The sequence below is a fragment of the Streptococcus rupicaprae genome (assembly GCF_040545225.1).
Taxonomy (GTDB): domain Bacteria; phylum Bacillota; class Bacilli; order Lactobacillales; family Streptococcaceae; genus Streptococcus; species Streptococcus rupicaprae.
Genome location: NZ_JBEPLO010000005.1, coordinates 82,367 through 107,385, shown reverse-complemented (window position 1 = coordinate 107,385; position 25,019 = coordinate 82,367). Strand labels below are relative to the sequence as shown.

Here is a 25,019-nt window from a genome sequence, read left to right as displayed (position 1 = left end):
TTTGGACGGATTAGTAAATTGGGGAAATGCTGGGCACCAAAAGGAACCCGTCCTGTCGTACACAGCCACCATATCAGGGAATACCGCTATTGTTATGGCGCCGTAGATGCTCATACTGGCGAGTCATTTTTTCTTATCGCGGGCGCTTGTCATACGGCATGGATGAATGAGTTCTTAAAGCAGCTGTCCTTAGCTTACCCTAATGACTATATTGTTTTAGTAATGGACAATGCCATTTGGCACAAATCTAGAGCATTAGAAATACCAACCAATATCGAATTTGCCTTTATCCCACCGTATACGCCTGAGATGAATCCAATTGAGCAAGTCTGGGCTGAGATTCGTAAACGTGGGTTTAAAAATAAGGCATTTAAGACCTTGGAAGAGGTGATTGATAAGCTCCAAGAAGTCATTCAGGGCTTGCATTGGTCGGTATTGAAGTCAATTGTTAATAGGCGATGGACCGCCAATATCTATTTTTGATTTTGAATCAGTATGAAAATGGGCCTTAGAAGGCAATCCAGCTAGATCAAAAAAACAAGGGCTACAACTCAAAATACTATAAAGCATTAAAAAGTGTATATGCCAGAGTATTTATCTGATGATTTTTGACTTATTTATCTAATTTTTAAGAAAAAACCAAAACAATCTTGACAATTCATCTGATGAATATTAAAATAGAAACATAAGAAAACGTTTACTTAATCATAGCCCAGTCCTCTAGGGTAAGTGAGGATTGAGTTAGAACTTGCCCCAAAATGGAGTTTTCAGACTAGGATAAAGCTATCGGAAGCCTGGAACAAAGACGATTTATTTAAAGGAGTTTCAGATGCAAACAACTGGTATTCATCGCGCCAAGCCTTGGCAGATTGCCCTCTTCGCCCTCAATAACACCTCAACCAACCTTTGGCTATTCTTTATGAACTTTATTGCCTATTACATGACAGGCTATGTTGGAGTAGGGGTTGTATTGGCTTCTAGTATCATCATGGGGATGAGAATATGGGACGCTGTGACAGACCCTCTTATTGGTTATTTTGTCGATAAAACCGATGGTAAATTTGGGAAAAATCGTCCCTTTATGATTGTTGGGAACCTTATCCTGACCTTGACGACATTCTTGTTGGTTTTTACGACCCACAAGTTGCCTGAGGCGGCACGTTTGCCATACTTCATTGCCATCTACGCCCTCTACATTATCGGCTATACCTTCCAAACCGTGGTGACGAAGTCCGCTCAGACTGCCTTGACTAACGATCCTGAGCAACGGCCGACTTTCGGGATTTATGACGGCATTTACAACACCATCATGTTTGCTTCCTTGCCTGTTTTGGTCTCCAATGTCTTGGTCCCTAAGTATGGCGGTTTTACCGTTGAAATGTTCCAGGAGTATTGGTTTTATATTGCGCCAACAGCCTTTCTCTTTACCTGGTTAGCGGTTCTAGGGGTAGCTAGTAAGGATAGGCACGAGTATTTTGGGACAGGTAAGCCTATTAAGGTGACCTTCAAGGACTACTGGGAAGTACTGAAAAACAATCGTGGCATTCAAATGTTAGTCTTTGCAGCTTCAACGGACAAGATTGCCATGCAAATCAAGTCTAATGCGACCGTTCTAGTGATCCTCTATGCCATTGTTGCTGGCAATTATGGCCTTCAAGGGGCAGTTGCCGGCTATACGACTATTCCTACGATTTTGATTATGATTCTTGGGGTTCGTTTTGTGGCGACGCGTATGGGGCAGAAAAAAGCGCTGTTACTTGGTTCATGGGGTGGCATCTTGACCAACGCGGCTCTCTTTGCTCTCTTTTATCTGGCAGATCCTAAGACCTTGAGCTTCCCAGGGATGGAAGGCTTTAGCGGGTTGACCTTCTTTACCATTGCTTTCCTCTTCCTTTGGATATTGGAAAGTGGCTTCCGGTCTTTAGCGGGAACCATGGTGATTCCGATGACGGCAGACTGTGCAGACTACGAAGTTTATCGCTCAGGGCGTTATGTGCCGGGACTTATGGGAACGCTCTTCTCGTCAGTGGATAAGATAGTGTCATCATTTGCGACAACGATTGTCGGTGTTCTCTGTAGTACGATCGGCTTTACAGAGCAATTGCCTACCGTTGATACGCCATTTAGTCCAGAATTGAAATTTATTGGCCTTTTCTTAGTGTTTGGTATGATGGTTCTAGGCAATATCTGCAATATTGTTGCCATGAAGTTTTACCCGTTGACCAAGGAAAAAATGGTTGAAATTCAAGGAGAAATTGCTCGTATTAAAGCAGAGCAAGCAGACTAAAGTGATGAGGGAGCTAGCGGATTGACCAAAAGCTCCTTCATTGTCACTTATTTAAAGAAAGTAATCTGATGAATTCTTGGATATTTTTAAAAATAATCCGAGAAACACCTAAAACACTTGAAAAATCATCTGATGAGTGATAGAATAATATTAAAGAAATCGTTTTCTATTTTAAGGGATGAAAAGGAGATCATATGTTAGAACGTTTAAAAGACAATTATGCTTTTGCTGTTATCCGTGGAAAAACGGCGGAGGATGCCCTGGAGATAGCGCGTCATGCTATTGTGGGTGGCATCAAAAATATCGAAGTTACCTATTCAACGCCCGATGCGAGTCGTGTGATCAAGACCCTCGTAGACGAATATTCATCAGATGATACCGTCGTGATTGGGGCTGGAACAGTGATGACGACGGACCTGGCGCGTGAAGCCATCGCTGCTGGTGCTCAGTTTCTGGTCAGCCCTCATTTCTCTGCTGAGATTCAAACGATTGCCAAAGAAGCAGATAACCTCTATTTCCCAGGTTGTGCAACAGCGACTGAGATTGTGACAGCGATGGAGGCTGGGTGTCCGATTATTAAACTCTTCCCTGGTGGTAGCCTGGGACCTGGCTTTATCAAGGATATCCATGGGCCGATTCCAGAGGTAGATTTGATGCCGTCTGGCGGTGTGTCGGTTGAGAATGTGGCTGCTTGGAAGGCTGCTGGTGCTTGTGCAGTAGGTGTTGGATCAGCGCTCAGTGCTAAGGTGGCAACAGAAGGCTACAGCAGTGTCACAGCGTTTGCCAAGGCCTTTATGGCCGCAGTGGAGGGGTAAGATGGTTTTTAACGATCAAGACTTTATGTTGCGTGGTCAGGCTGCTAAAGAGCTCTATGCGATTGCCAAGGACATGCCCATTTACGATTTTCATTGCCATCTAGATCCTAAAGCCATTTTTGAGGACAAGCCTTATGACAACATCGTGGACTTATGGCTGGATGGAGACCATTACAAGTGGCGTCTGATGCGGGCAAACGGGGTATCAGAAGAACTGATCACAGGCTCTGCGCCTAAGGCGGAAAAGTTCCGTGCCTGGATTGAGACCGTTAGCCGAGCATTTGGCAATCCGCTCTATCATTGGAGCCATCTGGAGTTAAAAACTGTTTTCGGCATCGATGAGATCATTAGGGCTGAAAATTGGGAAAGCCTATACAAGCGCCTGAATACGATTCTGTCAGGTGGGCAGATTAGTCCTAGATCCTTGTTGGCCTTATCTAAGGTGCGCTTTGTCGGAACGACGGACCATCCGCTAGACGATTTGGAGTGGCACCAAAAGATTGCAGCAGACGAAACGATAGATGTGACTGTTGCGCCAACCTTCCGGCCAGATGAAGTGTTTGTAGCACATGCCAATTTCCCTAAATTTATCCAAGCTCTTGCGGATAAAACTGGTCAGGCAATTAATGGTTTGGATGATTTGGTGGAGGCGCTTGACCAGCGAATCGCTTACTTTGCTAGCCAAGGCTGTCGGGCATCGGATATCAGCTTTGGAGCTGTGCAATTTCTGGAGACAAGCCCAGAGCACTTAAAGGCTATTCTGACAAAGGCTTTGGCAGGTCAAAGCTTGACAGAAGTGGAGAAAGCGCAATGGCAGTCAGGCATCTTCTTAGAGTTGTGCAAGCTCTATCACAAGCACGGTCTGGTAACCCAGGTCCACTTTGGCGCAGTTCGCAATAGCCATAGTCGCCTTTATGAAAGACTTGGGGCTGACAGCGGCTTTGATTCTATGGGCGATCAGGTTGCTTTGGCAGATCACTTGAACCGCTTCCTAGATGCCTTATCTAAAGAGGATAAATTGCCAAAAATGATCTGGTACACCCTCAACCCAACCTATAACACGGTCTTGGCCAACACACTAGCCAATTTCCAGGCCAATGAATCCGGAACGAAAAGCCAGCTACAGTTTGGCGCAGGCTGGTGGTTTAACGATACCAAGACAGGAATGTTGGATCAGATGATCCATTATGCCGAACAAGGTCTTTTGGCTAATTTTATTGGCATGCTGACCGATTCGCGGAGCTTTATGTCCTTCCAACGCCACGATTATTTCAGACGTATTTTGGCAAGCTTTATCGGAAAATGGGTGGATAATGAGGAAATCCCTGCGGATCAAGACTTGCTCACCCCACTTATTGAAGGGATTTGTTACACGAATGCCGAAACCTTTTTTAGCAATTAAATTTAAGGAGTATCACTCATGAAAATGTCCTTTCGCTGGTACGGGAAAAAAGATCCTGTCACCCTTGAAGAAATCAAAGCGATTCCTGGTATGCAAGGGATTGTCACTGCTGTTTATGATGTGCCAGTTGGTCAAGCCTGGCCCCTGGAAAATATTTTAGAACTGAAAAAACTGGTCGAAGCTGCTGGCTTGGAAATTACTGTTATTGAGTCCATCCCTGTCCATGAAGACATCAAGCAGGGCAAACCCAATCGTGATGAACTGATTGAAAACTACAAGACCTCCATTACCAATGTCGGCAAGGCAGGGATTCCAGTGGTCTGCTACAATTTTATGCCCGTCTTTGACTGGACACGGTCTGACCTCAACCACCCACTGCCAGATGGCAGCACCTCATTAGCCTTCTTGAAGACAGATTTGGACGGGGTTGATCCCGTTGCGGATGATTTGAATTTGCCAGGCTGGGATTCGTCCTACTCGAAAGAAGAGATGAAGGCCATCATTGAAAATTACCGTGAGAATATCTCAGAAGAAGACCTCTGGGAGAATTTGGAGTACTTTATCAAGGCGATTCTACCAACAGCGGAAGCGGCTGGTGTGAAGATGGCCATTCACCCAGATGACCCGCCTTATGGCATCTTTGGTCTGCCACGGATCATCACTGGACTCAAGGCTGTGGAGCGTTTCTTAGACCTTTATGATTCCGAGTACAATGGCATTACCATGTGTGTGGGGTCCTACGCCTCTGATCCAGCCAATGATGTCTTGGCTATCCATGAGTATGCCTTAAAACGCAACCGGGTTAACTTCATGCATACCCGCAATGTGACGGCTGGGGATTGGGGTTTCCAAGAGACCGCACACTTGTCCTCAGCTGGAGACATTGACATGAACGCGGTGGTCAAGCTCCTCGTCGATTACGACTGGCAAGGGGCGCTTCGTCCAGACCACGGTCGCCGCATCTGGGGGGATCAGACCAAGACACCTGGCTATGGCCTTTATGACCGTGCGCTAGGGGCGACCTATTTTAACGGCCTCTATGAAGCCAATATGAGAGCAGCAGGCAAGACGCCAGACTTTGGAATCAAGGCCAAAACAGTCGGAGATAAGTAGTGGTCTACAACTTACCCTAGAGGCTGCGATCAGACCCAGGTCCAGTAAGGGTAAGGAGCTAGAACTCCTGATTTAGAAAGAGAAGCGGTCCATCCTTTGAGGATGCCGTATGGCGAGAGGGTTAGGCTTGCTTAGCTAACCTTGCTTGTTAAAGAGAAAGATTGGAGAAAATCATGTCGAAAGTTATTGAGTTTAAGAATAAAGTTGTGGTGGTCACAGGTGCAGGTGGCGTTCTTTGTGGCTATTTGGCTAAGGAATTTGCCAAGGCTGGCGCCAAGGTCGCGCTTTTAGACCTCAACCAAGAAGCTGCTCAGGTGTTTGCGGATGAGATTGTGGCAGAAGGAGGCGTCGCCAAAGCCTATAAGGCCAATGTGCTAGATAAGGCTAATTTGGAAGCGGTGCGTGAAGCTGTTTTAGCTGATTTGGGAGAAACCGATATTTTGATCAACGGTGCAGGCGGCAACAATCCTAAAGCAACAACAGACAATGAGTTCCACGAGTTAGACCTGCCAGAAGGCACCAAAACCTTCTTTGACTTGGATCAGGCGGGCATTGAGTTTGTCTTCAACCTGAACTATCTGGGAACGCTTTTGCCGACCCAAGTCTTTGCCAAAGATATGGCTGGTCGTCCAGGCGCTAATATTATCAATATTTCAAGTATGAACGCCTTCACTCCGCTGACAAAAATCCCTGCTTATTCAGGTGCGAAGGCGGCGATCTCCAACTTCACCCAGTGGTTGGCGGTCCACTTTTCAAAAGTCGGCATTCGTTGCAATGCCATTGCGCCGGGCTTCTTGGTGACCAACCAAAACCGTGGCCTTCTCTTTGGGGAAGACGGTCAACCGACTGCTCGGGCTAATAAAATCTTGACCAATACACCGATGGGACGTTTTGGAGAATCAGAAGAACTGGTTGGTGGGGTCTTCTTCTTGGCGGATGAAAACCTAGCCAGCTTTGTGAATGGGGTTGTCCTTCCGATTGACGGTGGCTTCTCCGCTTATTCTGGAGTATGAGGCTTGTGAATATCGCATAATATCGAAGGTTGGCTGGGCAGTCCTTCAAGGCTTATCAATACAGCCGAAGCAGTGGCTACTGGCTAATCTGAGCCCATATGAGAAAGGACGAAAGGTATGGAACAGTTACACTTACAATCAAAAGGTTTAAAAGCTCTTCATGAGACTAATCCGCTCTTGGTATCTTACAATATTGAGTTTGCTGAGGTGACAGGTGGGACCTTCTGGAAGGCTTATTCGCCTGAGGAAATTGCAGGAACCAAGGACTTTTATGTAGAGCCATCAGGTGAAGGCATCACAGCCATGTATAAGGATTTGATGCAGTATTATGATCCGATTGACCTGTCTAATGAGAAGCTCCGCTATTTAGCCAAGGAATTGGGCGAAGCTTGGATTCGCGTGTCAGGAACCTGGGCGACCAAGACTTATTATGATTTTGATGGCAGAGCTGGTGGTCAGGTGCCTGAGGGCTATCTCAATCTCCTGACCAAGGAGCAGTGGCTGGGAGTCTTGGACTTTGTCAAGGCTGTTGGGGGCCATCTTATGATATCCTTGGCGAACTGTCCAGGGCTTCATTCGGCGGACGAGCCCTGGCATCCTGAGCAAGCGGAGCAGATTTTTGCTCTTAGTCAGAGTTATGGGGTGCCGATTGAGGCGGTGGAATTTACCAATGAGCCCAACATGATGGAAGAGACTGGTTTTCCAAAGGGCTATACAGCGGCCCACTACCGCCGAGACCATGACCTCTTCTTTGCCTGGTTAGGTGAGCACTACCCGGATTGTCTCAGGGTTGGTCCAAGCACCACAGGTGGGGATAACATTGTCTTTGGCAAACCAGACACGACAGGGACAGGTGGTGTGGAACAACTAGTCGGTGAAGTAGCTAACTGTGAGGACCTCTTAGAGGGGACTAAAGAGGGGTTAGACGTCTTTTCATACCACTATTATAATGGGGTATCAGAACGTTTAGCACCAGTCTTACCAAACGGTCACTGGTCGGCTGAGGAGGCTCTATCGGAGGATTACCTCGCCGTTGCTGGTCATTTTTGCCAGACCTACTTGCCGCTACGAGATCGCTTTGTACCTGGGGCAGAGATGTGGGTGACGGAGTCTGGTGACGCTGGTGGTGGTGGCAATACCTGGGCTTCGACATATCTGGATGTCCCACGGACGCTCAATGAGTTGGGGACCTTTGCCAGTCTGACCAAGGGGGTTATTTTCCACAATACCCTAGCCGCTTCGGATTACGGCTTCTTAGAACGGGTGGTCTTTACGCCACGACCAAATTACTTTGCCGTACTTCTCTGGAATCGCTTGATGGGACAGCAGGTCTTTGCCAGTGGAGAAGCTATTCGCCAAGGTGCTCATGTCTTTGTTCATTCCCGTCAAGATGGCAAGCCAGGGTATGCCTATCTCGTCATCAATACCTCCGAGACAGCATCAACTAAAGTGACCTTACCGACTTTAGCAGATCTCTATCTGCTAGCACCTGAACAAGGGAATCTGAGGTCATCTGTTATGACTTTAAATGGTCAGCCTCTGGTCTTGACCTCCAATGACACCTTACCAGACCTCTCGGCAGTCAGACAAGAAGCGGGAGAATTGGAATTGCCGCCAACTAGCTGTGCCTTTATCCTGCTGGATGCTGACTAGCCTGATCATGTGAACAAGGAGAACACTGTGACAAGACAAATAACCTATCTTTTCTGTGTGGATTCGGATGGTTGTGCCATGGATACCATGACCTATAAGCACGAGCTCTTCTTTGGGCCCTTGATTAGCAAGCATTTCCCGATTGCAGATGCTGATCAGTTTCAAAAAGACTGGGAAAAGCTCAATCTCTATTCTAGGACGCGCGGGGTCAACCGCTTTACGGGCTTGGTTATGGCTCTGCAGGCAGCAGGTGTAGCAGATATTGATGCCTTGGTCCATTGGGCTGAAACCACAGATTCACTTTCTAATGCTTCTCTGGAAAAGGCGATAGCCAAAGAGGCGTCCGCTGATTTAGAAAAGGCCCTAGCCTGGTCCAATGATGTCAATCGCCATATCAAAGCTTACGAGGGTGAGGCACTCGCTTTTCCCAATGCCAGAGAAGGGCTGAAAAAACTCAGCCAGCTGGGGCAGGTCTATGTGGTCAGTTCCGCCAACCGCGAAGCGGTAGAAGAAGAGTGGCAGGACCAAGGCTTGATGCCTTATGTGACAGACCTTTATTGCCAAGACCGTGGCAAGAAGGAAGATGTCTTGGCCCAGTTGCTTGATCAGGTTGACTCTCCAAGCCAGATTCTGATGATCGGCGATTCCCCAGGGGATTGCCATGCAGCTGAGCAAAATGGCGTAGCCTTCTACCCGATTATCGTGGGAGAAGAAGCTAAATCTTGGTCAGATTTGATGCTGGCTGAGGCGGAAAACTTTATGGCTGGTCAGTACGATGAAGCCGCTTATAAAGAACGTTTTTGGAAAAACTTAGATTGAGGATATTGATATGACAAACTTAGTCGATTTAAGAAAAAAACCTTATAACTTGGATGATCAGGCCATCGCCTGGTTGGAAGAAACCATTGCGAACATGACCTTGGAGGAGAAAATTGGTCAGCTCTTTGTCAATATGGGAAGCCTTCGGACAGAAGAATACCTGACTGGGGTGCTCGATGATTATAAAATTGGAGCTGTCCGCTATGCGCCTGGACCAGCAGCAGATATCTGGGAACAGAACTACATTCTCCAAACCAAGTCAAAAATCCCGTTACTGATTGCAGCCAACACCGAGTCAGGGGGCAATGGAGCTGTGACAGATGGGACTAAGATTGGTGACGAGGTCAAAATTGCAGCCACCAATGACCCTAAATATGCCTATGAGCTGGGACGGATTGCTGGTCTAGAAGCCTCAGCAGTCGGCTGCAATGCATCGTTTGCGCCGATTATGGATTTGAGTCGCAACTGGCGCAACCCCATCATCGCCAACCGTACTTGGGGGGCTGATGTTGACCAAGTCATTGAACTTTCCAAAGAATACATGCGTGGCATCATGCAGCATGGGATCATTCCTTTTGCTAAACATTTTCCTGGAGATGGGATTGATGAACGTGACCATCACTTGTCTTACGCCTCAAACCCGATGAATAAGTCAGAGTGGATGGAGACCTTTGGGCGCATCTATGGGGAAATGGCTGAGGCTGGTTTACCTGGTATCATGGCAGGGCACATCCATCTTCCAAATGTTGAGAAGGAAATGTACCCAGACCGTGATTTGGATGAGATGTTGCCAGCCTCGCTCAATAAAACCTTGCTGGATGAGCTCTTGCGTGGGGAGTTGGGCTACAACGGGGCTATCGTGACTGATGCCTCGCATATGGTTGCCATGACAGCTTCTATGCCAAGACGCGAGTTGTTACCGACAGCTATTGAGGCAGGCTGTGACCTCTTCCTCTTCTTCAATGACCCAGACGAAGACTTGCAGTGGATGAAGGAAGGTTACGAAAACGGCCTCCTCTCAGACGAACGTTTGCACGACGCCCTCCGTCGTACCCTGGGCCTAAAAGCCAAGTTAGGTCTCCATACTTTTGAAGGCCGTCGCGAGGCAATCATGCGACCTAAGGAGGAAGCCCTGAAGCTTATTGCGACCGATGAGGCAGCAGGAATTGCCGCAGAAGTAGCAGACCAGGCCATCACGCTGGTCAAGGCCAAAGAAGAAGGCATTTTCCCAGTGACGCCAGAACGCTACAAGCGGATTTTGCTGGTTGAGGTTGATGGCTACAAGGGTGGCTTTGGCGCCCTGATCAACTCCGGCAAGAAACGCGCCTCAGATACGCTGAAAGATTTATTAGAAGCACGGGGGCATGAGGTTTCTATCTGGGAGAACACCGAAGAACGCATCAAAAAACTCCCAGAAGCGGAACGCCCTGCGGCTATTCAAAACGTCTATGCCTCCAAACGTCCGATTGCTCAGATTACGGACAATTATGATCTGATCATCAATCTGGTTGATGTGAATTCTGGGGGAACCACCCAACGGATTATCTGGCCTGCTGCTAAAGGAACACCAGACCAACCCTTCTATGTCCATGAAGTACCAACGATTGTGGTATCCGTTCAGCACCCATTTGCACTGGCAGACATGCCACAGGTAGGGACCTACATCAACGCTTACGATGGCCTGCCAAGCACTATTGAAGCCTTGGTTGCCAAGTTGGCTGGTGAATCTGAATTTACAGGCGTCTCGCCAGTTGACGCGTTCTGCGGTCTGATAGATACCCAGATTTGGCGAAAACCGACTGTACCAACAAGACCTAAAAATTAACCTTTCAAAACCTCCTTTATAAAATACAGTTAATCCAAAAATCCTCCGCAGAACATCTAACCTGTGGAGGATTTTGTTTTGGTGTGCTATTCGATTTTTGTTCGTCTTACCAGGAATTGACTTGAAACGTAGCTGTACTTATTTTAGGGGACTTGGACTTAAAAAGGTGACGAAGTATCACAAAGATATGGTATGATTTACAGCGTGTAGACAGGATGGATCTGTCCTGTATTTGTTTTTTGGGGGGCATGTGTATAGGGAAAAATGTACTGAAGCTGAACAAAAAAACCACCAGCTATGCTGATGGTTGAGGGAGGCTCTTACTTAGCGTGATACGCGACGACGAGCTGCTTTCTTACGGTTTTCTTCGATGAAGGCTGCTTTTTCTTCTTCGGGTTGAATCACTTTTTTGTTAAATGTGTAGACAGCCCCAGCCACAGCTGCAACTGTACCAGCGACACCTGCTGCAAGACCTTTGACAAAACTATTTTTAGCCATGAGGATTCTCCTTTCGTTTGGATGAAAGTCATTTGACCAGTTCTAGTGAACGGACGTTTGAATGACCTACATCTTGTGTTATAATAAATAATAGCGAAAAAATGGTTAATTTTCAAGGAAAAAGATGAAAAAAAAGGTAATAGTTATTTTAGGGCCGACAGCTGTTGGAAAAACGGCTCTGGGGATTGATTTGGCCCAGCGTTATGGTGGGGAAATTATCTCAGGAGACAGTCAGCAGGTCTATCGCGGACTGGATATAGGAACAGCCAAGGCGACTAGTGAAGAACAAGCTGCAGCCAAGCATCACTTGATTGATGTCCGTGAGGTGACACAGACTTACTCGGCCTATGAGTTTTGCCAAGAGGCCAAACAGGCTATTGAGGCGATTGATCGCTCTGGTAAGATTCCCTTTATCGTAGGTGGGACAGGGCTTTACTTACAAAGTTTGCTAGAAGGGTATCATCTCGGTGGGGAGGTTGATCAGGCCCAAGTGTTAGCTTATCGAGCTCTTCTGGAACAAGAAATCGACGTTTCTTTACTAGCGCTTTTAGAAAAGGAGTCGGTGCAGTTGGACCAATTTAGCAGAAGAAGGGCCATTCGTGCCTTGGAATTGGCCCGATTTGGCAAGGATTTGACCAATGCCGAGCCACCTTACGATTACCTCTTGATCGGCTTGACCGATGAGCGAGAGCGGCTTTACGAGCGAATCAACCAGCGGGTCGATCGGATGGTGGAGCAGGGGCTCCTGGCCGAGGCGGAGTGGCTGTATCAGCATCACCCAACGGTCCAGGCAACGCGGGGCATTGGTTACAAGGAGCTCTTTCCTTATTTTGCAGGCGATAGTTCGCTGGAAGAAGCCCTTGATCAGCTCAAGCAAAACAGTCGCCGCTTTGCTAAAAGACAGTTAACCTGGTTTAAAAACCGCATGCAGGCGCCTTTTTATGAAGTTGGAACTGCTGATTTTAAGGAGCGAATTTATGAGGCGGTGGAAAGATTTTTAGCCGATGAAGCAAGGGGGAGTAGCCATGATTGAAACGAAAAAAGAACAAGAACGGGTTCTTCTGGTCGGGGTTGACTTGCAGGAGTCGGAACACTTTGACATGTCCATGCAGGAGCTGGAAAGTCTGGCCCAAACGGCTGGTGCAGAAATCAGAGGAAGCCTGGTGCAAAAGAGGGACCGCTATGACAGCAAGACCTTTGTCGGCTCAGGAAAGCTAGATGAGATTGCTGACTGGGTAGAGGCAGAAGAGATCGATACCGTTATCGTCAACAACCGCTTGACCCCTCGCCAAAATAGCAATTTAGAAGCCGTTCTAGGGGTTAAGGTCATCGATCGGATGCAGCTGATTTTGGATATCTTTGCCTTGCGGGCGCGCAGCCATGAAGGGAAACTCCAGGTCCATCTGGCCCAGCTGAAATACATGCTCCCACGCCTGGTTGGTCAGGGAATTATGCTCAGCCGTCAGGCTGGGGGAATTGGGAGTCGGGGGCCTGGTGAGAGTCAGCTGGAGCTGAATCGGCGTTCCATCCGCAATCAGATCCACGACATTGAACGCCAGCTTAAGACTGTCGAGAAGACGCGGACACGGATCAGGGAGAAGCGCCTGTCTTCAGGTGTGTTTAAGGTCGGTCTCATCGGCTACACCAATGCTGGCAAGTCAACCATCATGAATGTGCTCAGTCCTAAGGAGCAGTATGAGGCGGACGAACTCTTTGCAACCTTGGATGCGACCACCAAGCAGGTCCAGCTGGCGGATCACTTTCAGATCACTCTGACAGACACGGTAGGCTTCATTCAGGACTTGCCAACCGAGTTAGTTTCGAGCTTTAAATCAACCTTGGAAGAGAGTCGTTACGTGGATTTACTTTTGCACGTCATCGATGCTTCTGATCCTGACCATGCCAGACAAGAAGAAGTGGTTTTAGGGATTTTGGAAGACTTGGAGATGTTGGACATTCCACGCCTGACCCTCTACAATAAGGCGGACCTGGTCGAGGATTTTGTTCCGACCCTGACCCCTCATGTCATGCTGTCGGCCAAATCTCCTAGTGCCAAGCAGGACTTGCAAGCAGCGATTCAGCAAAAAATCAAGGACTTATCTGAGTCCTTCAACCTGCTAGTCCCTTTCTCAAAATCCTACTTGCTCCATGACCTGTCCCAGTTCGCCCTCATAGAGGCGCGTGAATTGACGGAAGCAGGGGAACAGATTTCAGGTTATATCCTACCTGGCAATCGCTGGCGTCTGGAGGTGTTTTATGACTGATTGGATAAGCCTAGCCTTGACCTATGGCGGGTTTACCAGTTTGGATCGGGTTTATTTAAGCCAGGTTTTGTCTAGACTCTCTGATGAGGAGAAGCGACTCTTTATCACTCCTCCGCCTAGTGTGATCAATGCTTATTTTGCGGAACTTTATGATAAGGAAGGCCCTCAAGCGGCGACTCAATACTTTTTTGAACTCAGTAAAGCCTTGAACCTTTTTCAAGATGCACCTAGCTTCCAAGAGCGAACTCCTTTTATCCGACTCAATCTTTCTGGGAAATCTTACGGTTTTTGTTATGAGAATGTTGATGGTGTCGGTCTCGTTTTTTCAGAAGAGGAAGAGCTAGTTACAGGGTCCTTAATCTTTGAATTAGCCCAGATTTTTCCACAGTACCAAATGGCTCAAGAAGAAGGACTGATTAAGTTATTTCCTCTAACCTATGAAGGTCTGAAATCAGAAGCAGTTAACTTGGATCATCCGAGAGCCCTTCTTTCCAGTCTTCATCGCTTGGAAAATGGAGTCCTTAAACTATCCAGTTTCAATTTGGAAGAAATTTTAGAACTTGCGGGACATTTTCCGGCTCAAAAGGTCTATTATGCTTATTCCCAGAGACAGTTTGTTTTATATTTGATAGAAAGTAGATGATAAGATTACCATGCAAATTCAATTTTTAGGCACCTCAGCTGGTCAGCCTTCTAAAATGCGCAACGTCTCCAGTCTAGCCCTCAAGCTCCTGGATGAAATCAATGAGATTTGGCTCTTTGACTGCGGTGAAGGGACGCAAAATCGGATTTTAGAAACCACTATTCGCCCTCGCAAGGTCGCTAAGATTTTCATCACCCACCTACATGGTGATCACATTTTTGGCCTGCCAGGTTTCCTGGCCAGCCGTTCCTTCCAGGCCAATGAAGAGCAGACGGATTTGGAGATTTATGGGCCGTTTGGCATCAAGTCCTTTGTCCTCAACAGCCTGAAGGTCTCAGGGACGCGTCTGCCCTATAGGATTCATTTTCATGAATTCGGAGAGGTTTGTCAGGAATTGATCATGGAAAATGAAAAATTTAAGGTGTTTGCAGACAAGTTGGACCATACAGTTTTTTGTGTCGGCTACCGCGTGGTTCAAAAAGATTTGGAAGGCACCTTGGACGCAGAAGGTTTAAAGGCAGCTGGTGTGCCCTTTGGTCCCTTGTTTGGCCAAATCAAAAATGGAAACAATATCACCCTGCCAGATGGACGAGAGATCCTTGCCAGCGACTATGTGTCGCCACCAAAGCCTGGCAAGGTTGTGACCATCCTAGGGGATACGCGTAAGACGGCCAGCAGTGTGCGCCTAGCGGTCAATGCGGATGTCTTGGTGCACGAGGCGACTTACGGCAAGGATGATCAAGCCATTGCCAAAAAACATGGGCACTCGACTAATGTTCAGGCAGCTCAGGTGGCCAAAGAAGCAGGTGTCAAGCGTCTTTTTCTCAACCATATCTCTCCGCGCTTCCTATCCCGTGACGTCAAGCAACTCCGCCAGGAGGCCAGTCAGGTCTTTGAAAAGGTTTGGGTGGTTAATGACTTGGAGGAGTATGACCTATGAGAACGATTCTGATAACAGGAGCGACAGGTGGCCTGGCTCAAGCAATCGTGAGGCTTCTGCCAGAGGATGAGCTCATTTTAACAGGGCGAAGCCTGACCAAGCTTTCTGCCTTGTATGGTCTGAGACCCAAGACCAAACTGCTTGCAGTTGATCTGACAGACCCCGAGGCCATTGACCAGATGGTGGCTCAACTAGACCAAGCAGGCGTCAAGATAGACATCCTGATTAACAATGCAGGTTATGGTGATTTTAAGGCCTTTGATCAAGTGAATGATGGGGACGTCAGAAGCATGTTTGAGGTGGACGTCTTCGCCCTCATGCAACTGTCACGCCTGATTGGCCAGCGAATGAAGGAGGTCAGGAAGGGGCACATTGTTAATATTGCCAGTGTTCTAGGCCTGATGGCGACCAGCAAGGCCAGCGTCTACAGCGCAGCTAAGTTCGCTGTGACAGGCTTTTCTAGCGCACTGCGCTTGGAATTGGCTGACTCGGGTGTCTACGTGACCACGGTCAATCCAGGTCCGATTCGGACAGGTTTCTTCGACCAGGCTGATCCGACAGGGACCTACCTCAAACGGGTTGAGCGCTATGTGCTAGAACCTGATCAGGTGGCTGCTCGGATTGTCCAGATCCTAGGGCGCAATAAACGTGACCTGACTTTGCCCTTTTCACTTAAGCTGGCCCATGGCCTCTATACCCTATTTCCAAGGATTGGGGATTATTTGGCGAGGAAGGTGTTTAACTACAAGTAAGGGGAACTTTGAAACGTTTTCAGAAAGAAAACCATGAAAAGAACTTGCCTGCACGTTTAAATTGCGTTACACTAGAAACAACTGAAAAGCTGTCTTTCCTTCAACTGAGCTTAGGAATGTTTCCAGGCTTGGTCTTTTTACGCTCTAAAGCTGTGTGAGCATTTAAGAGGACCTAGTAGAGAAGGGCTGTTTGGGGTTGAGGAAATGACTGCTGATAAAGGAGGAGACATGCGTTATATTTGGTCTTATTTGAAACGGCATCCCAAGTTATTGCTTCTCAATATCTTTGGGGCCCTGATGTTTGTCATGGTCAACTTGGGCCTGCCAACTGTTTTGGCTCGGATGATTGATGAGGGATTGACCCAGAATCAAGCTGACAAGCTTTATTACTGGGCCCTTGTGATGCTGGTGATTATCTTATTGGGTGCCCTGGGCCGGGTGGTGCTCATCTATGCGTCCAGTAAAATGACCACCAGCATGATCCGAGATATGCGGATAGATCTTTACGAGAAGTTGCAGACCTACTCTCACCATGAGTATGAGCAGATCGGGGTATCTTCCTTGGTGACTCGGATCACAGGTGATGCCTTTGTACTCATGACCTTTGCGGAACAGGCACTCAGGATGGGGGTCATCACTCCCTTGATGATGGTGTCTTCCATGGTCATGATCATCCTGTCCAGTCCATTTTTGGGGTGGATTGTAGCCAGTTGCCTGCCTTTTCTGGTCCTTGTGGTGTGGTATATTGCCCATAAGACAGGTCCCTTGTCTGAAAAGCAACAGCAGACACTCGATAAGATTAACCAGTATGTCCGTGAGAACTTGACAGGCTTGCGCGTGATTCGAGCCTTCGCCCGAGAGGAATTCCAGGAAGAACGCTTTGGTCAGGCCAATGAAACCTACGCAGAAACGTCTAGCAAGCTCTTTCGTCTGACAGGACTTGGGGAACCTCTTTTTGTCCAACTGATTATCGTCATGATTGTGGCTATTGTTTGGTTTGCCCTGCCACCGATCAGCCGTGGCGACTTGCAGGTTGGTAATTTGGTTGCCTTTATTGAGTATGCCTTCCATGCCCTCTTTTCCTTCTTGCTTTTTGCCAATCTCTTTACCATGTATCCGAGAATGGCCGTATCAGCCAAGCGTTTGCAGGAAGTGATGGATATGCCGATTTCCATCGATCCTAACGAAGGAGGGATCACCGAGACAGAGACCAAAGGCTATCTGGAATTTGACAATGTGACCTTTGCTTACCCGGGTGAGACAGAGAGTCCTGTCCTGCACAAGATTAGCTTTGAGGCCAAGCCGGGAGAAACCGTTGCCTTTATTGGGTCAACCGGGTCAGGGAAATCTTCCTTGGTTCAATTGATTCCACGGTTTTATGACATCACGCTAGGTCGGATTCTGATCGATGGGGTGGATGTGAGGGATTATAATTTGAAGGCCCTGCGCAGCAAGATTGGGTTTATCCCGCAGAAGGCCCTCCTCTTCACCGGGACAATCGGAGACAACCTGCGCTATGGAAAGGAAGATGCCAGTCTGCCCGAGCTGGACCAGGCAGTTGCGGTTTCGCAGGCGGAAAATTTTGTCAAATCGACCGAAAAAGGCTATGAGCATCACCTGGCAGAAGGTGGCAGCAACCTGTCTGGCGGCCAGAAGCAGCGCTTGTCCATTGCGCGTGCGGTGGTCAAAAAGCCTGATATCTATATCTTTGATGATAGCTTCTCAGCCCTGGATTACAAGACTGATGCGGAGCTTCGCCGTCGCCTGAAAGAAGTGACAGGGGAGGCGACCGTCCTCATCGTTGCCCAACGGGTAGGGACCATTATGAATGCGGACCAGATTATCGTTCTCAACGAAGGAGAAATCGTCGGCCGTGGAACCCATGAGGAGCTGATGGCCACCAATGCCATCTACCGTGAAATTGCGGAGAGCCAGCTCAATCATCAATCACTGACGGAAGGAGACGCCTAATATGCCAACAGAAAATGCCTATAAACGCCTCTGGCACTATTTAAAGAATTATCGCGGCTCTCTCTTTTTATCCGTCTTCTTCAAGATTTTAAGCGCAGCCATGAATGCCTTAGAACCCCTGACCTTCGGCCTTATCATCACAGAGATTACAGCCAATGTCAAAGACATGCTGGCTGGTGTTCCAGGCGCTGGGATCAACTACCGTTATATTATCCTCATTCTAGTGATCTACTACATCCGTGGGAGTCTCTATTCCTTGGGGTCCTGGTATGCCAATGTCTTTATCACCAAGGCGGTGCAGTCTACGGTTCGAGACCTTCGTAAGGAAATGAGTCAAAAAATCAATCGGATTCCGACCTCTTATTTTGACAGTCACCAGTTTGGAGACATGCTAGGGCGGTTTACCTCAGATGTGGAGACGGTCTCCAATGCTCTCCAGCAGTCTTTTCTTCAGATAATCAATGCCTTTTTGACCATTATCTTGGCGGTTTCCATGGCGGTTTATATCAATCTTAGCCTGTCTCTGATTGTGATAGCCAGCATTCCTCTGACTTATTTCTCGGCCAAGTTTATCATGACCAAGTCCCAGCCTTACTTTAAACGTCAGGCCCAGCTCCTAGGAGACATGAACGGCTTTGTTCAGGAAAATCTGACAGGCTTTAATGTCATCAAGCTTTATGGCCGAGAGGAGCATTCCGAGGCAGAATTTGGCCAAATCATGGATGACTTGCAGGCGACTGGCTTCAAGGCGAGCTTTACCTCTGGTATTATGATGCCTGTCTTGTCTACCATCTCGAATTTGGCCTATCTGTTGATTGCCCTTCTTGGCGGTTTTCGTGTCTTGGCTGGTCAATTGACTGTTGGTAATCTGCAGGCCTTGGTACAATATGTCTGGCAGGTGAACCAGCCTATCCAGACCATTACTCAGCTAGCCGGCCAATTGCAGTCAGCTCAATCTTCTCTCGAGCGGACTTTTGCGGTCTTGGATGAAGCCGACGAAGTCAATCAGGTTACTGAGCGCTTAGAGAAGCCTTTGACAGGTCAGGTGTCTTTTGAGGCCGTTGATTTCCAGTACTTGCCCGATAAACCTTTGATCCGTAACTTTAACCTTGATGTCCAGCCGGGTGAGATGGTCGCCATAGTCGGTCCAACTGGCGCGGGTAAGACGACCTTGATTAATCTCCTGATGCGCTTTTACGATGTGACTTCAGGAGCTATCAAAGTGGATGGGCATGATATCAGAACCTTGTCTCGTCAAGATTACCGTAAGCAGTTTGGGATGGTGCTCCAAGATGCCTGGCTCTATGAAGGCACCATTAAGGAAAACCTTCGGTTTGGCAATCTAGAAGCTACTGATGAAGAGATCATTGCAGCAGCAAAGGCCGCCAATGTGGATCATTTTATCAGAACCCTTCCTGGTGGCTACAACATGGAAATGAATCAGGAATCCAGCAATATTTCATTGGGGCAAAAGCAGTTGTTAACCATTGCCCGTGCCCTCTTATCTGATCCTAAGATTTTAATTTTAGACGAAGCAACGTCATCTGTGGACACCCGTCTAGAGCTATTGATCCAAAAGGCTATGAAGCGCTTGATGGAAGGTCGCACGAGCTTTGTGATTGCCCATCGTCTATCCACCATTCAAGAAGCGGATAAAATCCTAGTCTTAAAGGATGGTGAAATTATCGAACAAGGTACGCATGCCAGTCTTTTAGCTGATAAAGGTTTTTATTACGACCTCTATCAGAGCCAATTTGCGGACTAGATCAAACTGGTTTCTCACTTAAGGGATATTATAATAAGTCAAGCCTCTTCTAGTTAAACCTAGGGGAGGTTTTATGGTTTTCGATCAGATCGCTCCTTGCTTTCACAGCCGTTAATGGGCGAATGCATGTTTATTTAAACACAGAAGAACATAGTAGCCTTTCCAACTATTTTGAGGTTGCTGCATGGCTCAATCAATAGTTATTCGATGACCACCAAATGATTCGGATTTTGATTTTTGTTAAGCGATGAGCATAAATTCTGGTTAAGGACTTACTCTAAAGACAGCCCTAACTTTTGGAAAAGGGAAGCAGATAATCCTGTTCTTGCTAGTTGTAGAGTTGCCTGTGGGTTAGTGTGGCGTCTTTTAAAATGGAAACAAGACAGGAAAAAGCCTTTTTTAATCAGTGATTTTTGTTCCCCTCTCTTTTTGTGCTATAATGGTAAAATAATTTACTGTTTCAGAAAAGTTATCAAGCAATGGAAACGGATGGAGAAAAGATGTTTTTAGCAATCGAAGAAATGAAGCAAAACAAGCTACGCTATGGTTTGATATTGGGACTCTTGGTTTTGGTCGCCTATCTGGTCTTTTTCTTGACGGGCTTGGCTTACGGTCTGATGCAGCAGAACCGAGCGGCCGTCGACAAATGGCAGGCGGACACGATTTTTCTGTCAACAGAGGCCAATAAATTACTGGCACCATCAATAATGGATGAGGCATTAGTGGACCAAGTTAAAGCCGAAGAGAAGGCCTCACTCTTTTTCCGGTCGGGTGTCGTCTGGGCAGAAAACAAACAAGTCAGCGATGAAAACAAGGAGCGGGTAGCCGTTTTTGGTGTCGATGCGTCAACCTTTTTGATGCCTTCTATTATTGAGGGACGTGGATTTGAAAAGGAAAATGAGGCAGTCGTTGCCCTTGAATTGCTAGAGGAGCTAGGCTTGTCGATTGGCGATCAGTTAGCGCTGGGAGAGAGCGAAGAAGAATTGACCATCGTTGGGACAACGGACCGTGCTGCCTACGGTGTGGCACCTGTAGTCTACCTTTCTCAGTCAACGTTCAAAACCATTTACCAAAAGGGGCAACCCATTAATCAAGCTAGTGCGATTGTGGTCAGGGGAGAAGTGACCAGCTATCCTGAGGATAGTCTTGAACAGCTGGATATAGCAGCCTTTATTGATAAGCTCCCAGGATACACGGCACAGAACTTGACCTTTGCCTTTATGATTGGGTTTTTGGTGGTTATTGCAGCAGTCGTTATCGGCATTTTTATCTTTGTCTTGACAACGCAAAAGGCAGCGATTTTTGGACTGATGAAGATTCAAGGCTTGTCAACACCTTATATTGCAAGCTCTGTACTAGGGCAAACCTTGGTCTTGGCTGGTTTAGGAACGGTTATTGGTCTTGGGCTAACTCTTCTGTCTTCCTTAGTTTTACCCTCGGCGGTTCCTTTTGAGCATAACTGGCTCTTTTACAGCGGCATTTCAGGAGGCTTGATTCTCTTTGCTCTGCTAGGGGCACTCTTCTCGGTCGGTGCTATCGTTAAGGTGGATCCGCTGGAGCATATTGGGTAGGAGGTTGACATGACTATTTTAAGATTAACAGCCGTTAGTAAAAGTTTTCAGGATGGTGATAGCACCATTGAGGCACTAAAACCAACAGACTTTGACATAGCTGCAGGAGAGTTTATCGCTATTATTGGTCCGTCTGGCTCTGGCAAAAGTACTTTATTAACCTTAGCTGGAGGGTTGCAAACACCAACAGCTGGTCAAATCTTGATCAACGGAACAGATTACTCCCAGCTTCCTGAAAAGGAGCGGGCTCGCTTACGTTTTCAAGATATTGGCTTTGTCCTTCAATCGTCCAATCTCATTCCATTTCTGTCGGTGGAGAAGCAGTTGGATTTGGTTGATCGGATAAATGGCAGAGCTGACAAAAAGAGACAGCTCGAGTTACTCGAGGAGCTAGGGATTGATCACTTGGTCAAAAAGTTTCCCAAAGAGCTCTCAGGCGGCCAGCGGCAACGAGTGGCTATCGCACGTGCGCTCTACAATGACCCAGCTCTGCTATTAGCAGACGAACCGACAGCCAGCCTCGATACTGACCGCGCCGTTGAGGTCGTCGAACTACTGGCTAAAGAGTGCAAGGAACGTCAAAAAGCGGTTATCATGGTAACCCACGATCATCGCATGACGACCTATTGCGATAAGGTTTATGAGATGCGTGATGGCGTCTTGCGTCAAGTTGAAACAGACAAATCTTCAGTATTATAGTATAATAGAGAGTGCATGGCACTCTTTTTTGAGGAGGAGCTGAAAGTTGTTGAGTTTTATCTGGTTTATCCTCACGCGCCTGTTCCCGTTTCATTTGCTCACGATTCTGCTAATGGGAATCGCTAGCTGTCAACAGTGGTCGCGGAGATGGCAACTCTCGATCGCTTTGATCGGAATGTTGGTGTCACTCGCTCAGTTGCAGCCTATTTTTTACCTTGGTCTTTATGGTCTGGTCTGTTTAGCGTTTGGTTATCTCCTCAGCTTTTTAATAGGAAAAATCCGTCGATGGTATTGGCGGTACCTGCTCAGTATTCTCAGTGTCTTGATGCTACCTGCTGTTCTGTATTTGGGGACAGCTCTAGCTGTTATCTTCTTGGGTATTGGGCAATGGTCCTATGGTTACGCTGATGTCGTCTATCAAGGGCAGGCTTACACCATTGTTTATACCCATAAGACCTCTGGTTTTCTTTTTTCAGAAAACCAAACCTTAACCGAGTATTTGTACCGGAAAAACACCCTTTCACCAATCGGTGAGCGACAAGCAACCATCAGTTACGACCCTAGCTATGCTCATGACAACTTACGATTTCAGTTGCCAGAATCGGCGGAGCTGGCTGGTTACCTGGATAGCTTTACCGATCTTGATGAGAATTTGGAGAATCAATGAAATTAACCTGACACGAAATTGCCCAAGTGGTGGGGGCTAAAAATGATGTGGCTATCTTTGCTGACCTGCCACTGACAGGACTAGAGTTTGATAACCGAAAGATTGCGTTGGGTCTTCTCTTTGTCACTGGTCGGTTTTATCTGCTTGGTAAATAGAAAGAAGACCGCCTTAATATACTAGTCATTTTATCTTATAGTTTGGTGATTAACCTGTCCCTCTTGCTGGTCAACCAGCTGACAGGCGGAAATTACGGTTTGCTAGCGGTACCCCTCTGGTCAACAGCCACCATATCTGGCTCAATCTTATCCTTGTCACTCTTGCCAATCTCGCCTTGGTAGCCTTGGTGCAGAAAGGGCAGAAGCGATTGCTAGAGCCTAGTTAACAGATTCCTTCTGTTTTTCAGGAGGAATTTTTATAAGGTTTGAAAAAGTTCTTCTTTTTAGATATAATAGGAGGGTTAAGATTACAAGAGGACTATCCAATGTAGCATCAGACAATAGCTGCATCCGTATTGAAAACCAGCAGACCAGCTCTGCTATTTATCCAAAAACAAGAAAGAAGTACCATGAATTTACAAGAACAGATTAAAAAACGCCGCACTTTTGCTATCATCAGTCACCCGGACGCGGGGAAGACTACCATCACCGAGCAGCTCCTCTACTTTGGGGGCGAGATTCGGGAGGCTGGTACCGTTAAGGGCAAGAAGACCGGGAACTTTGCCAAGTCCGACTGGATGGACATCGAGAAACAACGTGGGATTTCTGTGACCTCGTCTGTCATGCAGTTTGACTACGCCGGCAAGCGGGTCAACATCCTTGATACACCTGGACACGAGGATTTCTCGGAGGACACCTACCGCACCCTGATGGCGGTGGATGCTGCCGTTATGGTTGTGGACTCGGCCAAGGGGATCGAGGCCCAGACTAAAAAGCTTTTTGAAGTTGTTAAGCACCGTGGCATCCCTGTCTTCACCTTTATCAACAAGCTAGACCGTGATGGTCGCGAGCCTCTGGATTTGCTTCAGGAGCTGGAGGAGGTGCTTGGTATTGCCAGCTACCCCATGAACTGGCCTATCGGTATGGGCAAGAGCTTCGAGGGGCTTTACGACCTGCATAACCAACGTCTGGAGCTTTACCGCAGTGAGGAGCGGTTTGCGCCCTTGGACAATGGCGGAGCTTTATTTGCCAACAACCCCTTTTACAAGCAAGTTTTGGAAGACATCGAGCTTCTGGCCGAAGCTGGAAATGAATTTTCCCGTGAGGCCATCCTAGCAGGTGAGCTGACGCCAGTTTTCTTCGGCTCGGCCCTGACCAACTTTGGGGTGCAGACCTTCTTGGATTCTTTCCTGGAATTTGCGCCAGAGCCACATGGCCACAAGACCACGACTGGTGAGGTCATTGACCCACTGGATAAGGATTTTTCAGGCTTTGTCTTCAAAATCCAAGCCAACATGGACCCGCGTCACCGTGACCGAATTGCCTTTGTCCGTGTGGTGTCAGGCGAGTTCACCCGTGGGATGGCGGTCAATCTCCCTCGTACTGGCAAAGGGGCCAAGCTGTCCAATGTGACCCAATTTATGGCGGAAAGCCGTGAGAATGTCGAAAATGCCGTGGCTGGCGACATTATCGGTGTCTACGATACAGGAACTTACCAAGTCGGCGATACCCTGACCGTTGGAAAAAATAAGTTTGAATTTGAACCTCTGCCGACCTTTACGCCAGAAATTTTCATGAAAGTTTCAGCTAAGAATGTCATGAAGCAAAAATCCTTCCACAAGGGTATCGAACAGTTGGTCCAAGAAGGGGCGATCCAGCTCTACACCAACTACCAGACGGGCGAGTACATGCTGGGAGCTGTTGGTCAGCTCCAATTTGAGGTCTTCAAGCACCGCATGGAAGGCGAGTACAATGCCGAAGTGGTCATGACCCCAATGGGCAAGAAGACCGTCCGCTGGATCAAGCCAGAAGACCTGGACGAACGCATGTCCTCTAGCCGTAACATCCTAGCCAAAGACCGCTTCGACCAACCCGTCTTCCTCTTTGAAAACGATTTTGCCCTGCGCTGGTTCGCGGACAAGTATCCCAAAGTGGAATTGGAAGAGAAGATGTAGGGACAAACCAAAAATCGGTAACGTGCGATACGCGTTACCGATTTTTGTGGTATAAGCTCCGCAAAGTTAATCCCAAGACATCGAGCTTAGAAAAGACGAGTAGTGACGAACAAGACCCCCGTCAAGTGATGGTTTGTCGATAGAAGTTAAGGAGCTCTTGATGACTAGGGGTAAAAAAGGCTGAAAAAACCTCTAACCGAAGTCCTAAAACA

The 25,019-nt window shown here is 47.5% G+C and carries 21 protein-coding genes; 20 read left to right on the top strand and 1 reads right to left on the bottom strand.

Features of this window, described 5'->3' with window-relative positions:
• From ABID29_RS03460 to ABID29_RS03420, 9 genes are all read left to right on the top strand, one after another.
• On the top strand, positions 1-483 hold a 483-nt coding region (locus ABID29_RS03460), incomplete at its 5' end, for an IS630 family transposase (protein ID WP_354364426.1).
• A 346-nt stretch (positions 484-829) separates the two neighbouring features.
• Positions 830-2,287, top strand: coding sequence for an MFS transporter (locus ABID29_RS03455; RefSeq protein ID WP_354364424.1), 1,458 nt, complete (start codon positions 830-832; stop codon positions 2,285-2,287).
• A 194-nt stretch (positions 2,288-2,481) separates the two neighbouring features.
• Positions 2,482-3,102, top strand: coding sequence for a bifunctional 4-hydroxy-2-oxoglutarate aldolase/2-dehydro-3-deoxy-phosphogluconate aldolase (gene eda / locus ABID29_RS03450; RefSeq protein WP_354364423.1), 621 nt, complete (start codon positions 2,482-2,484; stop codon positions 3,100-3,102).
• Position 3,103: 1 nt separating this feature from the next.
• Positions 3,104-4,504: a glucuronate isomerase gene (uxaC, locus tag ABID29_RS03445; RefSeq protein WP_354364422.1), complete on the top strand. Its 1,401-nt coding sequence runs from the start codon at positions 3,104-3,106 to the stop codon at positions 4,502-4,504.
• 18 nt (positions 4,505-4,522) lie between these two features.
• Positions 4,523-5,617, top strand: a complete 1,095-nt coding sequence (locus tag ABID29_RS03440; RefSeq protein ID WP_354364421.1) for a mannonate dehydratase — start codon at positions 4,523-4,525, stop codon at positions 5,615-5,617.
• Between the two features lie 173 nt (positions 5,618-5,790).
• Positions 5,791-6,630, top strand: coding sequence for an SDR family oxidoreductase (locus ABID29_RS03435; protein ID WP_354364420.1), 840 nt, complete (start codon positions 5,791-5,793; stop codon positions 6,628-6,630).
• Positions 6,631-6,747: 117 nt separating this feature from the next.
• Positions 6,748-8,283 carry a beta-glucuronidase gene (locus ABID29_RS03430; RefSeq protein ID WP_354364419.1) on the top strand — a complete coding sequence of 512 codons (1,536 nt, stop codon included), beginning with the start codon at positions 6,748-6,750 and terminating at the stop codon, positions 8,281-8,283.
• Positions 8,284-8,361: 78 nt separating this feature from the next.
• Positions 8,362-9,102: an HAD family hydrolase gene (locus ABID29_RS03425; protein WP_354364428.1), complete on the top strand. Its 741-nt coding sequence runs from the start codon at positions 8,362-8,364 to the stop codon at positions 9,100-9,102.
• A 10-nt stretch (positions 9,103-9,112) separates the two neighbouring features.
• Positions 9,113-10,927, top strand: coding sequence for a glycoside hydrolase family 3 protein (locus tag ABID29_RS03420; protein ID WP_354364418.1), 1,815 nt, complete (start codon positions 9,113-9,115; stop codon positions 10,925-10,927).
• A 324-nt stretch (positions 10,928-11,251) separates the two neighbouring features.
• On the opposite strand, the gene ABID29_RS03415 is transcribed toward ABID29_RS03420, so the two are convergent.
• Positions 11,252-11,425 (bottom strand): DUF3042 family protein, encoded by a 174-nt coding sequence (locus tag ABID29_RS03415; protein WP_354364416.1) that lies wholly within the window; start codon positions 11,423-11,425, stop codon positions 11,252-11,254.
• Positions 11,426-11,549: 124 nt separating this feature from the next.
• On the opposite strand from ABID29_RS03415, the gene miaA reads away from it, so the two are divergent.
• From miaA to ABID29_RS03360, 11 genes are all read left to right on the top strand, one after another.
• A complete protein-coding gene (gene miaA, locus ABID29_RS03410; protein WP_354364415.1) occupies positions 11,550-12,458 on the top strand; it encodes a tRNA (adenosine(37)-N6)-dimethylallyltransferase MiaA in 909 nt (302 codons plus the stop codon).
• The gene (gene hflX / locus ABID29_RS03405; protein ID WP_354364413.1) at positions 12,451-13,689 is read left to right on the top strand and encodes a GTPase HflX; all 1,239 of its coding nucleotides are present in this window, start codon (positions 12,451-12,453) and stop codon (positions 13,687-13,689) included. The genes miaA and hflX overlap by 8 nt, the downstream gene beginning before the upstream one ends.
• Positions 13,682-14,332 (top strand): cystathionine beta-lyase, encoded by a 651-nt coding sequence (locus ABID29_RS03400; protein ID WP_354364411.1) that lies wholly within the window; start codon positions 13,682-13,684, stop codon positions 14,330-14,332. The genes hflX and ABID29_RS03400 overlap by 8 nt, the downstream gene beginning before the upstream one ends.
• A gap of 10 nt (positions 14,333-14,342) precedes the next feature.
• Positions 14,343-15,272: a ribonuclease Z gene (rnz, locus tag ABID29_RS03395; RefSeq protein WP_354364409.1), complete on the top strand. Its 930-nt coding sequence runs from the start codon at positions 14,343-14,345 to the stop codon at positions 15,270-15,272.
• Positions 15,269-16,024 (top strand): SDR family NAD(P)-dependent oxidoreductase, encoded by a 756-nt coding sequence (locus ABID29_RS03390; protein ID WP_354364407.1) that lies wholly within the window; start codon positions 15,269-15,271, stop codon positions 16,022-16,024. Before rnz ends, ABID29_RS03390 begins: the two co-directional genes overlap by 4 nt.
• 228 nt (positions 16,025-16,252) lie before the next feature.
• The gene (locus ABID29_RS03385; protein WP_354364406.1) at positions 16,253-17,995 is read left to right on the top strand and encodes an ABC transporter ATP-binding protein; all 1,743 of its coding nucleotides are present in this window, start codon (positions 16,253-16,255) and stop codon (positions 17,993-17,995) included.
• Position 17,996: 1 nt separating this feature from the next.
• On the top strand, positions 17,997-19,760 hold the full coding sequence (locus ABID29_RS03380; protein WP_354364404.1) for an ABC transporter ATP-binding protein: 1,764 nt from the start codon (positions 17,997-17,999) through the stop codon (positions 19,758-19,760).
• 500 nt (positions 19,761-20,260) lie between these two features.
• Positions 20,261-21,331 (top strand): ABC transporter permease, encoded by a 1,071-nt coding sequence (locus ABID29_RS03375; RefSeq protein ID WP_354364402.1) that lies wholly within the window; start codon positions 20,261-20,263, stop codon positions 21,329-21,331.
• Positions 21,332-21,340: 9 nt separating this feature from the next.
• A complete protein-coding gene (locus ABID29_RS03370) occupies positions 21,341-22,030 on the top strand; it encodes an ABC transporter ATP-binding protein (RefSeq protein ID WP_354364400.1) in 690 nt (229 codons plus the stop codon).
• Positions 22,031-22,076: 46 nt separating this feature from the next.
• Positions 22,077-22,697: a hypothetical protein gene (locus ABID29_RS03365; RefSeq protein WP_354364399.1), complete on the top strand. Its 621-nt coding sequence runs from the start codon at positions 22,077-22,079 to the stop codon at positions 22,695-22,697.
• A 565-nt stretch (positions 22,698-23,262) separates the two neighbouring features.
• Positions 23,263-24,807, top strand: coding sequence for a peptide chain release factor 3 (locus ABID29_RS03360; RefSeq protein WP_354364397.1), 1,545 nt, complete (start codon positions 23,263-23,265; stop codon positions 24,805-24,807).
• Positions 24,808-25,019: the final 212 nt, after the last annotated feature.

What these genes read in the sequence shown, in the direction of transcription:
- ABID29_RS03415 (WP_354364416.1), bottom strand. Translation starts at nt 11,425, where the DNA reads ATGGCTAAAAATAGTTTTGTCAAAGGTCTTGCAGCAGGTGTCGCTGGT.
- ABID29_RS03455 (WP_354364424.1), top strand. Translation starts at nt 830, where the DNA reads ATGCAAACAACTGGTATTCATCGCGCCAAGCCTTGGCAGATTGCCCTC.
- ABID29_RS03360 (WP_354364397.1), top strand. Translation starts at nt 23,263, where the DNA reads ATGAATTTACAAGAACAGATTAAAAAACGCCGCACTTTTGCTATCATC.
- miaA (WP_354364415.1), top strand. Translation starts at nt 11,550, where the DNA reads ATGAAAAAAAAGGTAATAGTTATTTTAGGGCCGACAGCTGTTGGAAAA.
- ABID29_RS03440 (WP_354364421.1), top strand. Translation starts at nt 4,523, where the DNA reads ATGAAAATGTCCTTTCGCTGGTACGGGAAAAAAGATCCTGTCACCCTT.
- ABID29_RS03430 (WP_354364419.1), top strand. Translation starts at nt 6,748, where the DNA reads ATGGAACAGTTACACTTACAATCAAAAGGTTTAAAAGCTCTTCATGAG.
- ABID29_RS03400 (WP_354364411.1), top strand. Translation starts at nt 13,682, where the DNA reads ATGACTGATTGGATAAGCCTAGCCTTGACCTATGGCGGGTTTACCAGT.
- hflX (WP_354364413.1), top strand. Translation starts at nt 12,451, where the DNA reads ATGATTGAAACGAAAAAAGAACAAGAACGGGTTCTTCTGGTCGGGGTT.
- rnz (WP_354364409.1), top strand. Translation starts at nt 14,343, where the DNA reads ATGCAAATTCAATTTTTAGGCACCTCAGCTGGTCAGCCTTCTAAAATG.
- ABID29_RS03375 (WP_354364402.1), top strand. Translation starts at nt 20,261, where the DNA reads ATGTTTTTAGCAATCGAAGAAATGAAGCAAAACAAGCTACGCTATGGT.
- ABID29_RS03425 (WP_354364428.1), top strand. Translation starts at nt 8,362, where the DNA reads ATGGATACCATGACCTATAAGCACGAGCTCTTCTTTGGGCCCTTGATT.
- ABID29_RS03390 (WP_354364407.1), top strand. Translation starts at nt 15,269, where the DNA reads ATGAGAACGATTCTGATAACAGGAGCGACAGGTGGCCTGGCTCAAGCA.
- uxaC (WP_354364422.1), top strand. Translation starts at nt 3,104, where the DNA reads ATGGTTTTTAACGATCAAGACTTTATGTTGCGTGGTCAGGCTGCTAAA.
- ABID29_RS03385 (WP_354364406.1), top strand. Translation starts at nt 16,253, where the DNA reads ATGCGTTATATTTGGTCTTATTTGAAACGGCATCCCAAGTTATTGCTT.
- ABID29_RS03370 (WP_354364400.1), top strand. Translation starts at nt 21,341, where the DNA reads ATGACTATTTTAAGATTAACAGCCGTTAGTAAAAGTTTTCAGGATGGT.
- ABID29_RS03420 (WP_354364418.1), top strand. Translation starts at nt 9,113, where the DNA reads ATGACAAACTTAGTCGATTTAAGAAAAAAACCTTATAACTTGGATGAT.
- eda (WP_354364423.1), top strand. Translation starts at nt 2,482, where the DNA reads ATGTTAGAACGTTTAAAAGACAATTATGCTTTTGCTGTTATCCGTGGA.
- ABID29_RS03435 (WP_354364420.1), top strand. Translation starts at nt 5,791, where the DNA reads ATGTCGAAAGTTATTGAGTTTAAGAATAAAGTTGTGGTGGTCACAGGT.
- ABID29_RS03380 (WP_354364404.1), top strand. Translation starts at nt 17,997, where the DNA reads ATGCCAACAGAAAATGCCTATAAACGCCTCTGGCACTATTTAAAGAAT.